The organism is Polaribacter sp. WD7 (assembly GCF_003335085.1).
In the GTDB taxonomy this organism is placed as follows: domain Bacteria; phylum Bacteroidota; class Bacteroidia; order Flavobacteriales; family Flavobacteriaceae; genus Polaribacter.
Genome location: NZ_QPEJ01000018.1, coordinates 687,664 through 702,438, shown reverse-complemented (window position 1 = coordinate 702,438; position 14,775 = coordinate 687,664). Strand labels below are relative to the sequence as shown.

At 31.5% G+C, this 14,775-nt stretch carries 9 protein-coding genes and 1 tRNA gene; 8 read left to right on the top strand and 2 right to left on the bottom strand.

The window, feature by feature from the left end:
- The first annotated feature begins 78 nt into the window (after positions 1–78).
- Together DUT90_RS12440 and DUT90_RS12435 are read left to right on the top strand one after the other, a co-directional pair.
- Entirely contained in the window at positions 79–1,350 is a 1,272-nt protein-coding gene (locus DUT90_RS12440) for an MFS transporter (RefSeq protein ID WP_114427503.1), read from the top strand.
- An 18-nt stretch (positions 1,351–1,368) separates the two neighbouring features.
- Complete coding sequence (locus tag DUT90_RS12435; RefSeq protein ID WP_114427502.1) at positions 1,369–2,133, top strand: SDR family NAD(P)-dependent oxidoreductase; 765 nt, start codon at positions 1,369–1,371, stop codon at positions 2,131–2,133.
- Between the two features lie 366 nt (positions 2,134–2,499).
- Here the strand turns inward: DUT90_RS12435 and DUT90_RS12430 are convergent, their stop codons facing one another.
- Positions 2,500–3,639 carry a DegT/DnrJ/EryC1/StrS aminotransferase family protein gene (locus tag DUT90_RS12430; protein ID WP_114427501.1) on the bottom strand — a complete coding sequence of 380 codons (1,140 nt, stop codon included), beginning with the start codon at positions 3,637–3,639 and terminating at the stop codon, positions 2,500–2,502.
- Between the two features lie 349 nt (positions 3,640–3,988).
- On the opposite strand from DUT90_RS12430, the gene DUT90_RS12425 reads away from it, so the two are divergent.
- On the top strand, positions 3,989–4,759 hold the full coding sequence (locus DUT90_RS12425) for a THC0290_0291 family protein (RefSeq protein ID WP_114427500.1): 771 nt from the start codon (positions 3,989–3,991) through the stop codon (positions 4,757–4,759).
- A 125-nt stretch (positions 4,760–4,884) separates the two neighbouring features.
- Here the strand turns inward: DUT90_RS12425 and DUT90_RS12420 are convergent.
- Positions 4,885–4,958 (bottom strand) — tRNA-Asn (locus tag DUT90_RS12420).
- A 185-nt stretch (positions 4,959–5,143) separates the two neighbouring features.
- On the opposite strand from DUT90_RS12420, the gene DUT90_RS12415 reads away from it, so the two are divergent.
- From DUT90_RS12415 to DUT90_RS12395, 5 genes are all read left to right on the top strand, one after another.
- Positions 5,144–7,873: a 2-oxoglutarate dehydrogenase E1 component gene (locus tag DUT90_RS12415; protein WP_114427499.1), complete on the top strand. Its 2,730-nt coding sequence runs from the start codon at positions 5,144–5,146 to the stop codon at positions 7,871–7,873.
- A 194-nt stretch (positions 7,874–8,067) separates the two neighbouring features.
- Entirely contained in the window at positions 8,068–9,279 is a 1,212-nt protein-coding gene (odhB, locus tag DUT90_RS12410) for a 2-oxoglutarate dehydrogenase complex dihydrolipoyllysine-residue succinyltransferase (protein WP_114427498.1), read from the top strand.
- 110 nt (positions 9,280–9,389) lie between these two features.
- On the top strand, positions 9,390–9,758 hold the full coding sequence (locus tag DUT90_RS12405; RefSeq protein WP_114427497.1) for a DUF2200 domain-containing protein: 369 nt from the start codon (positions 9,390–9,392) through the stop codon (positions 9,756–9,758).
- A gap of 278 nt (positions 9,759–10,036) precedes the next feature.
- Positions 10,037–12,118, top strand: coding sequence for a hypothetical protein (locus DUT90_RS12400; protein ID WP_114427496.1), 2,082 nt, complete (start codon positions 10,037–10,039; stop codon positions 12,116–12,118).
- Between the two features lie 208 nt (positions 12,119–12,326).
- Positions 12,327–14,729 carry a helix-turn-helix domain-containing protein gene (locus tag DUT90_RS12395; RefSeq protein WP_114427679.1) on the top strand — a complete coding sequence of 801 codons (2,403 nt, stop codon included), beginning with the start codon at positions 12,327–12,329 and terminating at the stop codon, positions 14,727–14,729.
- Positions 14,730–14,775: the final 46 nt, after the last annotated feature.

The window sequence follows — 14,775 nt, the reverse complement described above, 5'->3', positions numbered from 1 at the left end:
ATAAAAAGATTTGCTGCTTTTTATAAAAAGGTTATATTTGGTAAACCAATTTGGTAAACCAATTTAACAGAAGTATAAATGAAGATAAAAGGACTACGATGGTGGGTTATAACATTAATTTTTATAGCTACTGTTATAAACTATATAGATAGAACTGCTTTCGCCTTATTATGGCCTGAAATGGGAAAAGATTTAGGCATGGATAAAGCAGATTACGCAATCATGCTCAACGTATTTATGGCTTGTTATGCCGTAGGTAAATTTGCTTCAGGTAAATTATATGATAAAATAGGTACTCGATTAGGATTTACTGTATCTATCATCATATGGTCTGTTGCTTCTGCTTTTCATGCTTTTGCAAGGGGGATAGTTACTTTATCTATATTTAGAGGACTTCTAGGAATTGGTGAAGCTGGTAATTGGCCAGGGGCCGTAAAAAGTAACGGAGAGTGGTTTCCTGTAAAAGAAAGAGCCATTGCGCAAGGTATTTTTAATGCAGGAGCCTCTATTGGTAATGTCATTGCACCATTTGTCATTGTATTTTTGTACGCTCATTTTGGATGGAAGACAACTTATATCATATTAGGAGCAGTTGGGCTGTTATGGGTAATTCCATGGTTATTTTTAAATAAATCTACTCCAGAAAAACATCCTTGGGTTACAGAAGAAGAAAGAAGTTTAATTCTTTCTGATAGCATTGATAATCATAAAGGTGGTACAAAAAAATCAAAAAGTTTATCAGTTTATAAAATTTTGAGTTATAAAGAATCTTGGGGAGTATTACTTTGTAGGTTTTTTATAGAACCAATATGGTGGTTTTTTGCAGGATGGATGCCAATTTATTTAAACGATAAATTTAATTTAAGTATAGAAGAAATTGCAGCAACTATGTGGATTTCTTACTTAATGGCAGCAGCTGGAAGTATAGTTGGTGGAATGTTTACAAAAAGATTGATGTACAAAATGTCTGTAGATGGTTCTAGAAAAATTACAATAGCTTTGGGTAGCCTACTAATTTTAATCGCTTTTGTATGTATTATAACTCTAGTAAAAGCAGGAGACTTTATGTTGTTTATTTACTTTGCTGGTTTGGCATTATTCGGTTTTCAATTTGCTATAGGTAATATTCAGACCATTTCTAGCGATTTATTTAAAGGATCTTCTGTAGGTACACTTGCTGGTTTAGCAGGAACTGTTGCTGCGGTTTCACCAATGATTATCAATTGGTTTGTCGGTCGAATTACTACAAATTCATACACACCTGCATTTATTGCTATATGTGTTTCTGTGATTTTAGGAGTACTATCAATTCTTTTATTCATTAAAAAAATAGAACCTGTAAAAGAGTAAATTAATTAAATTAAAAATATGAGCAAATTAGACAAAAAAGTTGCTATAGTTACTGGTGCTACTGGTGGCATTGGTTTTGAAGTAGCAAAAAAGTTAGGACAAGACGGATTTATCGTAATCTTAAATGGTTTGAACGATAAAGAAGGAAAAGATAAAACAGAAACTCTACTAAACGAAGGTATAAACGCGTTCTATTACGGTTTTGATGTTACGAATGAAGAAGCTGTTAACACAAACATAAAAGCCATAGGAGAAAAGTTTGGACGAATTGATGTTTTGGTAAATAATGCAGGTGGTTTAGGAGGTAGGTCTCGTTTTGAAGAGATGACTACAGAGTTTTATAAAGCAGTAATGGCTTTAAACTTAGATTCTGTTTTCTATGCCTCTAGAGCTGCAATACCTTATTTAAAAAAAGGAGAGAATGCCTGTATAATAAATTATACCTCAATTGCTGGTTGGAATGCTGGTGGACCAGGGGCTGGTATTTATGGGACGTCTAAAGCAGGAGTTCATGCAATAACAAGAGCTTTAGCAAAAGACTTGGCGGAATACAATATAAGAGTGAATGCAGTTTCTCCAGGAACTATAGATACTCCTTTTCACACACAAATAAAATCCACTAAACCAGAGGTGTTTGCTTCTTGGAAAAATAATATTTTATTAGGAAGACTAGGGCAACCAGAAGAAGTTGCTACTGTAGTTTCTTTTCTAGCTAGTGATAATGCATCATTTCTAACTGCAGAAACTATACAAATTGGGGGTGGACAAGGATTGGGAATTTAAGTTTTTAATCTGTTTTAAAAAGACGATATTAAAGTTTTTACTTAAATAATGGATTAAAATTTTTCCTAGAAAATGTTATTATAAAGTGAATCCCATTTAGAAGATGATGCAAAAAAAGCGGTTAAATTGAGTAATTTTTAGAAGTAAGACAGATAAAATTATACCTGCCTTTGTAGGCAGATGGATTGAAATTAAGCTTTTTTGTTTAAAATTCATTTGTCTTCGATACGATTTTTTGAAAAAAATTGCTCTGACTGACATGAATTTTCTTATATCGAACTAACGTTAGTATAGGTAGTTTAGAGCTAACTTTTAATTTAATTATTCTTGAAAAGATATTTTTTTTAAGCTTATATAATATAAAATCTAAACTACCTTAAAATAATCTTTAATCACATTAGCAATTCTTTCTTTATCAGTATCCGTCAAACTAGATCCAGAAGGCAAGCATAAACCTTTTTCAAATAGACTTTCAGAAACAGTTGTACCATAATATGGGTATGAAGAAAATACTGGTTGTAGGTGCATGGGTTTCCATAGTGGTTTAGATTCAATATTTTCTTCTAATAATTTTATTCGTAAAGATTCTCTATCAAACTTTGTTTGTTTTTCATCAATTGTAATTACACTTAACCAATGATTTGAAAAAAAATTATTGCACGGTTCTTCTAAAACTTGAACCTCATCAATATATTGAAATAAATTCTTATAAAATTGATGATTAGACCTCCTTAACGATATATACTGATGTAAAACTTCCATTTGCCCTCTACCAATACCAGCAAGTATATTACTCATTCTATAATTATAACCAATAGTAGAATGCTGATAATGAGTCGTTTCATCTTTCGCTTGAGTTGCTAAAAAAATTGCTCTATCTTTTACTGTTTTGTTCTTACAAATTAACGCACCTCCTCCAGAGGTTGTTATAATTTTATTCCCATTAAAAGACAAAACACCAAAATCACCAAATGTTCCACATTTTTTCCCTTTATAAGAAGAGCCTAAAGACTCTGCTCCGTCTTCTATCAAAATAATATCGTATTTCTTAGCTATTGCTGCAATTTCTTCGATTTTTGAAGGCATCCCATATAAATGTACAATGACTATAGCTTTTGGTTTTTTCCCTTTAGACATGGAACTCTTAATAGCCTTCTCTAAATAAATTGGAGAAATATTGTAGGTATCTTTTTCAGAATCTACAAAAACAGGAATTGCTTTTTGGTAAATAATAGGGTTTGCAGATGCAGCAAAAGTAAGACTCTGACAAACAACAACATCACCTTCACTTACCCCTGCTAAAATTAAAGATAAATGTAACGCAGCTGTACCTGATGAGAGACACACTACTTCTTTTTCTGTACCTAACTCTTTTTTTAGGGCACTCTCAAATTCGTCAATATTTTCACCTAAAGGAGCAATCCAATTGGTATCAAAAGCTTTTTGTATATATTTCATTTCTTCACCACATAGATGAGGTGGAGATAACCAGATCTTTGACATTATTCCATATTTCTATTTCGTAAAGATATGTGTAATAGTTTATAAATAAAAAGTCTTAATAGCTCTCTAAGCTATTCTATTTTCTTATACAAATATCTTAAACCAAATTTACACAAGAGATTCTATTTCTAAAAAAACACTCTACTTACCACCTATTATTTGCTAATATATAAGTATTTGCAAAAAAAATATAAATTATAAATTTTCACAAAAACATGACATATTATGATTTAAAATTCATTTTGCTACAATAAAAATAAATAAAGCTTTTTTTTAAAATTTAAGAATTTTACCTATTTCGAAACTTGTCTTTATAAAATACTTTTGACTAAAATAATAAAACATCATAACTATGAAATCCTCCATTTTAACTCTCTTTAGCCTTTTTATTCTTTCAAATCTTAGTGCGCAAAACTTAAAACATGATTTTGGTGTGTTTTTGGGTACTACAAACTTAAGTAGCGATTACGGAGAAAGTAAAGCTATAATGGATGGCACTAATAACAGTGGTACTTCTTTTGCTATTGCACATTATTTACAATTTTATGATAGATTAACAAGATGGGATCGATATTCTGCCTCACGTTTCATAAATCATATTATGGTTAAAACAGAAATTCGTTACAGTAATAGCACAAATCTACAAAACTTTAGCACTGCCAGTAAAGGAAATTCTGCTGCTGCAGAAAAAATAAGAGCAATGAGAGGTTCTTTATCTGTAACTAACTTAGGTACTAATTTAGAATACCATTTATTTTCTTTAAGAGACTTTGCATATACTAACAGATCTGTAATTAGTCCTTATGTAAGTCTTGGGGTTAATTATTCTATGTATAATAGAGATATTTCTTCTGTAATGGGAGATTGGAGACAAAAGCAAGAAATACTACCTAAAGGATATATTGGAAACGATGATTTATTTTTAGGAGAAGACGAATCATTCTCTATTTCAGGAAATTTAGGAACTCGTATAAAAATAGCTAACAATACAGATGTTGTAACTCAATTTGGCTATCAATATTTTATGGTAGATGATTTAGAAGGAATAAATACAAACGTTCCTCAAAACACAAGTAATGACTGGTTGGTAAATTTTCAACTTGGTCTAGTTTATCGTTTGTAATTTTTTTTCAAGAAATATAAATATTACAAAACACTAATAGTTGATTTTTTTAAAGAACTTTTTACAAAGCACTAATTAAAAAAACAACAAAAAAGCCTAATCTATAATAGATTAGGCTTTTTTTGCTCCCCCTCTTGGGCTCGAACCAAGGACCCTCTGATTAACAGTCAGATGCTCTAACCAACTGAGCTAAGGAGGAGTTTGCTTCCCGTATTTGGGTTTAGCGGTTGCAAATATATATCTTTTTAGAATATCCCCAAATACTTTTTAATTTTTTTTCAATAAAAAGTTTATTGTTATAATTAAACTTTAAAAGTTGTTTAACAACTAAAAATTGTATTTTTGTTGGTTCGAGACGCTTACACAAAAAGCAGAGACTAAATTATGGACAAATTTTCGTTTTTAAACGCAGCACATACAGGTTTTATTGCAGATTTGTATGATAAATATTTAACCAACCCAGATTCTGTAGAACCTAGCTGGAGAAGCTTTTTTCAAGGCTATGATTTGGCCAACGAAAACTATTCTTTAACTGACCAAGAGGAAATAGAAATACCTCAAGAAGTACGTAAAGAATTTTTAGTAGTAGACTTAATTAATGGCTACAGAACAAGAGGGCATTTATTTACAAAAACAAACCCTGTAAGAGAAAGAAGGCAATATCGCCCAACACTAGATGTAGAAACTTTTGGTTTAACAAAAGATGATTTGAATAAAGAGTTTTCTGCAGGTGAAATTTTAGGTTTAGGAAAAACAACACTCTCTAATATTATTGACTTTCTTGCACGCGTATATTGTGATTCTATTGGTGTAGAATACACATATATGCGTAATCCTGATAAATTAAAATGGTGGCAAAATAGACTTAATAAAAATGCCAATCATCCAGATTACACAGCAGATGCTAAAAAATATATATTAGGCAAATTAAACCAAGCTGTTACTTTTGAAAGTTTTTTACAAACCAAATATGTTGGTCAAAAACGATTTTCTTTAGAAGGTGGAGAAACATTAATTCCTGGAATTAGTGTAATGCTTAGAGAAGCCGCTGAAAAGTACGGGGTAAAAGAATGTGTTTTAGGTATGGCACACAGAGGGCGTTTAAACACCTTAGTAAACATCTTTAAAAAACCAGTTAGAGAACTTTTTAGTGAATTTGAAGGAAAAGATTTTGAAGATGAAGATATAGATGGTGATGTAAAATACCACTTAGGACTTACACTCAGCAAAACTTATAGAGATGGTAATAAAATCAAAATGAATTTGGTTCCAAACCCATCGCACTTAGAAACTGTTGCCGCAGTTGCAGAAGGTATTACAAGAGCAAAAATTGACAGAAAATATAACGGAGATTCTGGTAAAATTCTTCCTATTGTAATTCATGGAGATGCCGCTATCGCTGGTCAAGGCATAGCCTATGAGGTAGTGCAAATGGCAAAACTAAATGGTTACAAAACAGGAGGAACTGTACATATTGTAGTAAACAATCAAATAGGTTTTACTACTAACTATTTAGACGCACGTTCTAGTACCTATTGTACTGATGTAGCAAAGGTTACTTTATCTCCTGTTTTGCACGTAAATGCAGATGATACAGAAGCTGTTTGTCACGCTATGGAAATGGCATTAGAATACAGAATGCGCTTTAAAGCAGATATTTTTATTGACTTATTAGGTTATAGAAAATATGGTCATAATGAAGGTGATGAACCTCGTTTTACGCAACCTAAACTCTATAAAGCAATTTCTAAACACAAAAACCCGAAAGATATTTATGCTTCTCAATTAATTACAGAAGGTTCTATAGATACTAACTATGTAAAAGAAATTACTTCTGAGTTTAAAGAGATGTTAAACCAAGAGTTTGACAAATCTAAAGAAGATAAAACTTCTAAAGTCAAGGAGTTTATGGAATCTACTTGGGAAGGTTTTGAGCGCCAAGATTTAGAAGCTATGTTAACGTCTTTAGATACTAGTTATTCTTTAGAAGGTTTACAGAGCATTGCAAAAGTGGTATCTACTGTTCCTGAAGGAGCTAAATTTGTAAGAAAAGCAGAACGCATTTTACAAGGTAGAGCAAAAATGGCTTTTGAAACCAATCAGTTAGATTGGGGTATGGCAGAAAATTTAGCCTATGGTTCTTTAATGGAAGAGGGTTTTAACGTACGTATTTCTGGGCAAGATGTAGAAAGAGGAACATTTTCTCACAGACACGCTATTTTACGTGACGAAATTACTGAAGAAAGAATAAACTTACTGAACATAAACCCGAATACAAAAGGAAAAATGACGATATACAATTCGTTATTGTCTGAATACGGTGTTTTAGGTTTTGATTATGGTTATGCACTAGGAAACCCAAATACATTAACCATTTGGGAAGCTCAGTTTGGAGATTTTTCTAACGGTGCACAGATAATGTTTGACCAGTATATTTCTGCTGCAGAAGATAAATGGAAAGTTCAAAACGGAATTGTAGTATTATTACCTCACGGATATGAAGGACAAGGTTCTGAGCACTCCTCGGCAAGAATAGAACGTTATTTACAATTGTGTGCAGAAGATAATATGACCGTTGCAAACTGTACAACACCTGCAAACTTTTACCATTTGTTACGCCGTCAAATGAAACGTAACTACAGAAAACCTTTAATTGTTTTTACTCCAAAAAGCTTATTACGTCACCCTAAAGCAGTAAATTCTATAGAAGAATTGGCTAACGGAAGTTTTCAAGAAGTTATAGACGATACGCTTAACGTAGACGAAGTAAAGAAAATGGTATTCTGTATGGGTAAATTCTATTACGATTTATTGGCAGAAAGAGAAGAACTACAAAGAGAAGATGTTGCTTTAATTAGAATAGAACAACTGTTTCCTTTACACCATGAAAAAATACAACAAATTATAGACAGATATCCAAACGTTGAAGAATATATATGGGCACAAGAAGAACCAAGAAATATGGGGGCATGGAGTTATATGTTACAACGTTTTGAGTTGAAAAACTTAAGTGTACGTTCTCGTAAATATTATGCAGTACCAGCAGCAGGTTCTAGTACACGTTTTAAAAAGCGTCATAGAGCTGTTATTGATAGCGTTTTCGATAATAAATAAGCCCGCGTTAAGGATTGAAACGGCATCCTTTTTTACTGTTAGTTCGAATAAATTTGTGAAGAATTAACAAATTTGTATGAAGAACAAAGTAAAAAAGATATAGTGGAAAGCCTGTTAAAACGCCAAAAAAAATAAAAAGTAAAATTAATAAAGCGCTGAAATATTTTATTTTAGCATCAGAAAAAAAGATACCAATGAGTGTTTTAGAAATGAAAGTTCCTTCTCCAGGAGAATCAATAACAGAAGTAGAAATTGCAACTTGGTTAGTTGAAGACGGAGATTATGTTGAAAAAGATCAACCTATTGCAGAAGTAGATTCTGACAAAGCAACCTTAGAATTGCCTGCAGAAGAAAGCGGAATTATTACGTTAAAAGCAGAAGAAGGTGATGCTGTAGAAGTTGGTGCAGTAGTTTGTTTAATAGATATGAGTGCTGCAAAACCAGAAGGTGATGCTGTACCTACTAAAACTGAAGCTCCAAAAGAAGAAAAGAAAGTTGAAGTTGCTGCTCCAAAAGCAACTACCTATGCTACTGGAACAGCTTCTCCTGCAGCTAAAAAAGTATTGGCAGAAAAAGGAATAGACACTTCTGCTGTAAAAGGAACAGGTAAAGATGGTAGAATTACCAAAGAAGACGCTGTAAAAGCAGTGCCTTCTATGGGTACACAACCAGCAAACGGTTCTAGAGGTACTGAGCGTAAAAAAATGTCTATGTTACGCAGAAAAGTTGCAGAGCGTTTGGTATCTGTAAAAAATGAAACTGCAATGTTAACTACGTTTAACGAAGTAAACATGCAGCCAATTTTTGATTTACGTTCTCAGTACAAAGAAGATTTTAAAGCAAAACATGGTGTAGGTTTAGGTTTTATGTCTTTCTTTACCTTAGCCGTAGTTAGAGCATTAAAAATGTACCCTGATGTTAACTCTATGATAGATGGAGATTTTCAAATAAAACACGATTTTCAAGATATTTCAATTGCGGTTTCTGGGCCTAAAGGATTAATGGTTCCTGTAATTAGAAATGCAGAAAACTTGTCTTTTAGAGGTGTAGAATCTGAAGTAAAACGTTTGGCTTTACGTGCTAGAGATGGGCAAATTACTGTTGACGAAATGACTGGTGGTACCTTTACCATTACAAACGGTGGTGTATTTGGTTCTATGTTGTCTACACCTATTATTAACCCTCCACAAAGTGGAATTTTAGGTATGCACAACATTGTTAACAGACCTATGGCTGTTAATGGACAAGTTGTGATTCAACCAATTATGTATGTTGCGTTATCTTACGATCATAGAATTGTAGATGGACGTGAGTCTGTAGGTTTTTTAGTTGCTGTTAAAGAAGCACTAGAAAACCCTGTAGAATTGTTGATGGACAATAACCCTACCAAAAGCTTAGAAATGTAATCCAACATTTGGGTAAATAACTTTGTTTTATAAATATTTTAAAATCCTGAGCTTTTGCTTGGGATTTTTTTTTTTAGATTTTTATAAATTGCTTCAATAAACTTTACAAAATGAAAGTTACAGCCAAAAAAAATGAACAAGTTGCCAATATGGTTTTTGCGTCAATTTATCCACATTACTGGAAAAGGTTAGAAAAAAACGGGAGATCAAAAAAAGAGTTTCATCAAGTTTTAGAATGGTTTACTGGATATAATGAAAAAGAAATACAGCAGTTAATTGACGACAAAATAACGTTTAAAACATTTTTTGAAAATGCAAAAATCAATCCAAATGAACACCTAATTAAAGGAGTGGTTTGTGGGTATAGAATTGAAAAAATAGACATAGAATTTGAAATCTATAAACGTTGCAGACAAATGGAAAAATTAATAGATGAACTGGCAAAAGGCAGAAAAATAGAAAAGATTTTACGTACTTAACAATAAAAAACGTTACGTCTTTTTATTTGTTTTTTTATAAGTAGCTATATCCAGCTTTCCATTATATCTTTTTTTCGTTCCTCAAAAAAGGATGCCATTTCAATCTGGGCTAAGCTTGTTTGTAAACCTATTTGATTTACTAGAAAGAAGTATTTTTACACATTATTTTTTAGGAAAAAATACTAGCTTTGCTAAATAAGTTTACAAAAACTTTTACTGATCGCTTTTCAGTATTAAAAAATTGCACAAACGTATTTACGTTAATAAAGAAAAAGACTATGAAAAAAATTATCCCATTATTGATTTTATTATTTCACATAAGTTGTGAAAAAGAAGTATTACTTGAACAAGAAATAAAGGTTAGCTTAATAAATATAACACCTGACTCATCCGAAAATTGTGAAAATGGTGGGTTTAAAATTGAAACTGGAATTGATACAGATAATGACGGAATATTAAAAACTTTTGAAGTTCAATCAACAAATTATATTTGTAACGGAACGAATGGCAATAACGGACTAAATAGTCTAACAAATATATCTGAGGAAGCTAAAGGTGAGAATTGTGAAAATGGAGGTTATAAAGTTGAAACAGGTATAGATAATAATGTTAACGGACTACTAGATTCTAACGAAATTGAAACGGTAAATTATATTTGTAACGGCACAAATGGTAGTGACGGACTTAGTAGTTTAATAGATATATCAGAAGAACCTAAAGGTGAGAATTGTGAAAATGGAGGATATAAAATTGAAACAGGTGTAGATAATAATATTAACGGAATATTAGATTCTGACGAAATTGAAGCGGTAAATTATGTTTGCAACGGCACAAATGGTAATGACGGACTAAATAGTTTAATAAATATATCAGAAGAACCTAAAGGTGAGAATTGTGAAAATGGAGGATATAAAATTGAAATAGGTATAGATAATGATGTTAACGGAATATTAGATTCTAACGAAATCATAACAGTAAACTATATTTGTAAGACAACGAATGGTAATGATGGTCTAAATAGTTTAATAAATATATCAGAAGAACCTAAAGGTGAGAATTGTGAAAATGGAGGTTATAAAGTTGAAACAGGTATAGATAATAATATTAACGGAATATTAGATTCTGACGAAATTGAAGCGGTAAATTATATATGTAATCAAAAAATTATAATTCCAACTAACTTTAATTTAGAAACAAAATACAACATAGAAGGTATCTTAACTTATGGACAATCACTAGCTGTTGGTGGAGGTGCATCAAACAGTAACTCTGATTTTAAAAATACATTATCTTTTGTAGGAGGTAATTCTGTAATAAGAACAATAGATTTATCTTCTTTTGTTAAGGTAGAAGAATCTTCAAAAGTAAGTTATACTCCCGTAATGGCTTCGACTTTAGCTGCTTTAAATTTAATCGAAAAAGAGAATAACCTTGATATAGAAACGTATGGATATCAATTTTTATCGTTAACTGGGGGTAGAGCTGGTTTACCAGTTAGTAGCATGAATAAAGGAACTTGGGCATATCAAAATGTTATTGATGCGATTAATAGTGCAAAAACATTGGCAGACCAAGAAGGTAAAACATTGGCATGGAGAGTTATTAATTGGGTTCAAGGTGAAGCAAATAGATTTGATACCAAAGAAGATTATTATAATCAAGTTGAAAAACTATTCAATGACTTCAACTCAGATATAAAAGCAATAACAGGACAAATAGAAGATGTTATCTTTATTATTCATCAAACCAGTCCTTGGCTTGGTCGTGATTTAGGTGGCGCAGTGCCTCATCCTCATATTAATGTTCAGGAGGCTCAACTACAACTTGCTAATGACAAAGCAAATGTATATATGGATGGCGGTAGTTATCAATTTAAATATTCTGATTCTTTTCATCCATCTGACAGAGCTGTTGTTGGTTTGAAACAAGGAGTTGTTTTAAAAAGAATTCTTAATGATAATATAGAATGGAAAACATTTCAACCTATATCACACAACATAGTTTCTGATGGTGATAAATTTTTCATACACCTGAAGTTTGATGTACCTGTAAAACCAATCAGATTTGATATTAGCGGAGATATATGGCATAACCCAAATGGCAAGCAGCCAAATTTTGGATTTGAAGTTTTGGATAACGGAGTTGAACAACAAATAACAGAACCTTATATAACCCTTGGCAACACCGTAGTTTTGACAACTGATACAAATCCCGTAGGCATGACTATAAGATATGCAGTAAATGGTCATGAAGGTGGTGGTAATTTATGTGATTCACAAAACATAGTTGTTGAAAATAAAGGAATCAATTATGTTATAGATAATTTTGCAGTATCTTTTAGTGAATACGTAATTGATTAAAAAAAATTACATGCCTCCAATGTAGGTTATTGTTAAGCCTTAGTTTAGTTACCAAGTTCTTATAGACTGCCTATCTGCGAATCACCAACTAACCCTAACACTTTGATACGCAATCAATCATAACTAGAATAGGTCAACAAATCTTTAAAACAATTACTTTTTTTTAGTAAATAATTTTTAATTATTTACCTTGCATCAAAAAGCTGTAATGCCTAAAAATCCTGAACTAGAACTTGCTTTAAACTTTATCAATAAAACAGATAGAAATCTGTTTGTTACTGGTAAAGCAGGTACTGGTAAAACTACTTTTTTACATCAGCTTAAAAACGAATCTTTAAAAAGAATGGTTATTGTAGCACCTACAGGTGTAGCTGCCATTAACGCAAAGGGTGTCACCATCCATTCGTTTTTTCAAATGCCTTTTGGGCCTATTTTGCCCAATCAAATTGAAAATACCAACCAACAACGTAAATTTTCTAAAACCAAAATAGACATTATCAAATCTTTAGATTTGGTAATTATTGATGAAATTTCTATGGTACGTGCAGATTTATTAGACGGTATAGATCAGGTAATGCGACGTTATAAAAACAGAAACAAAGTTTTTGGTGGTGCACAAGTACTAATGATTGGAGATTTACAACAATTGGCTCCTGTTGTAAAACCAAGTGAATGGAGTTTACTGCGCAATCATTATGAAACCATGTATTTTTTTAGTAGCAAATCTTTTCAAGAAGCTGATGTCGTTTCCATAGAACTCAAACATATTTACCGTCAAAAAAATGAAGATTTTATTACGATTTTAAATGAAATTAGAAACGACAATCTATCAGAAAAATCTACAAAAATTTTAAATAAACGCTATAACCCAGATTTCTCACCTACTAAAGAAGAAGGGTATATTACATTAACAACACACAATAGAAGAGCTAATACCATAAATGAATCTGAACTAAACAAACTTAAAAATAGTAGTTATTTTTTTAACGCAGAAGTTTCTGGAAAGTTTAATGAAAACTCATTTCCGAATGACGAAAAATTAGAACTTAAAATAGGTGCTCAGGTAATGTTTATCAAAAATGATTCATCACCAGAAAAAAGATATTTTAATGGTAAAATTGGAATTATAACAGACATTACTTCAGAAAATGTAACCGTACAATGTGGTAATGAAGTAGATGAAATTGTTACAGAAAGAGAACAATGGGACAATGTAAATTACACTATAAACGATGAAACCAAAGAAATAAAAGAAGACGTTATTGGTTCTTTTTTACAAATTCCACTACGTTTGGCTTGGGCAATTACTATACATAAAAGCCAGGGATTAACCTTTGAAAAAGCAATTATAGACGCAGAGGCTTCTTTTGCACACGGGCAAACCTACGTAGCTTTAAGTAGATGTACATCTTTAAAAGGCTTAGTCTTAAAAACACCAATTTCTAGCAATGCCATTATTAATGATAGTACTGTAAGTGTATTTAATGAAAGTGTAGAAGAAAATCATCCAAATGAAAAAGAGTTGCAGGTTTCAGAAAAAAACTTTCAGCTCAATTTAATTCGAGAATTATTTGATTACCAACCATTCTTATACCCTACCACACGATTGATTGATATTTTTTATAAAAATCAAACATCTATTAAGGGTGATGTCATCAACCATTTGCAAACGATAAAAGATGATGGTGTGGTTGCATTAATGAAAGTAGCTAACGGATTTAAAAACCAGCTAGAAAAAATAGTTCAACACTATGTTTTACCAGAAAATAGTTCGCAAATACAAGAACGATTTACAAAAGGTGTAGCGTACTTTTTATCAGAAACAATTCATAAAATTGTACAACCTTTATCTAAAATTGAATTTTCATCAGACAATAAGGGGGTTAAAAAAGATTTTACCAATCAGTTGGACAACCTTCAAGAAAAGTTATCAGAAAAAGTTTTTGCTTTAAATAAAATGACTGATGGTTTTAAAGTAGAAAAATACTTACAAGTAAGAGCAGATGCTGTACTTCAAAAGACAGCACCCAAAAAGAAGCAGAAATTATCAACTAGAAAAGACCCATTATTGGCTTTAAAACTACGTGAATTACGTGATGAAATTAGAATAGCAGAAAATATTCCTGCATTTCAAATTTTTACTCAAGAAACGTTATATGCAATTTGCGATGCTTTACCGAGATCTGAAAAAGAATTACTTAAGGTAAAAGGGATGGGAAAAATCCGTTTTAAAAAATACGGAGAAGAGATTTTAGAAGTTATAGAAAATTACTGTAAAGAAAACGGTATTAATAAATTTAACGAGCAAAAAAAGGAGGATAAAAAATCTACAAAGCAAATTACTTTAGAGCTATTTAAATCGGGTTTATCTCAAAAAGAAATTGCAAAACAACGTAGTTTAACTATTAATACTATTCAAAGTCATTTAATGACATTTATCCCCTCTGGAGATGTTGATATTTTAGAGTTAATTCCTCTTAAAAAGTATAAAAAACTCATTACAGAAATAGAAGCTGTAGAGTTTAAAAGCCTTACTGAACTTAAAGAAAAAGTAGATGATTCTTTCTCTTTTATGGAGTTAAGAATGGCACTTTTGTCTATAGAAAACTAATGTTGGCATCTTAACTAATTGTAAAGTACTCTCTACTACCTCATCA

Coding starts and splice junctions, on each gene's coding strand:
- DUT90_RS12435 (WP_114427502.1), top strand. CDS start 1,369: ATGAGCAAATTAGACAAAAAAGTTGCTATAGTTACTGGTGCTACTGGT.
- odhB (WP_114427498.1), top strand. CDS start 8,068: ATGAGTGTTTTAGAAATGAAAGTTCCTTCTCCAGGAGAATCAATAACA.
- DUT90_RS12425 (WP_114427500.1), top strand. CDS start 3,989: ATGAAATCCTCCATTTTAACTCTCTTTAGCCTTTTTATTCTTTCAAAT.
- DUT90_RS12405 (WP_114427497.1), top strand. CDS start 9,390: ATGAAAGTTACAGCCAAAAAAAATGAACAAGTTGCCAATATGGTTTTT.
- DUT90_RS12395 (WP_114427679.1), top strand. CDS start 12,327: ATGCCTAAAAATCCTGAACTAGAACTTGCTTTAAACTTTATCAATAAA.
- DUT90_RS12415 (WP_114427499.1), top strand. CDS start 5,144: ATGGACAAATTTTCGTTTTTAAACGCAGCACATACAGGTTTTATTGCA.
- DUT90_RS12440 (WP_114427503.1), top strand. CDS start 79: ATGAAGATAAAAGGACTACGATGGTGGGTTATAACATTAATTTTTATA.
- DUT90_RS12400 (WP_114427496.1), top strand. CDS start 10,037: ATGAAAAAAATTATCCCATTATTGATTTTATTATTTCACATAAGTTGT.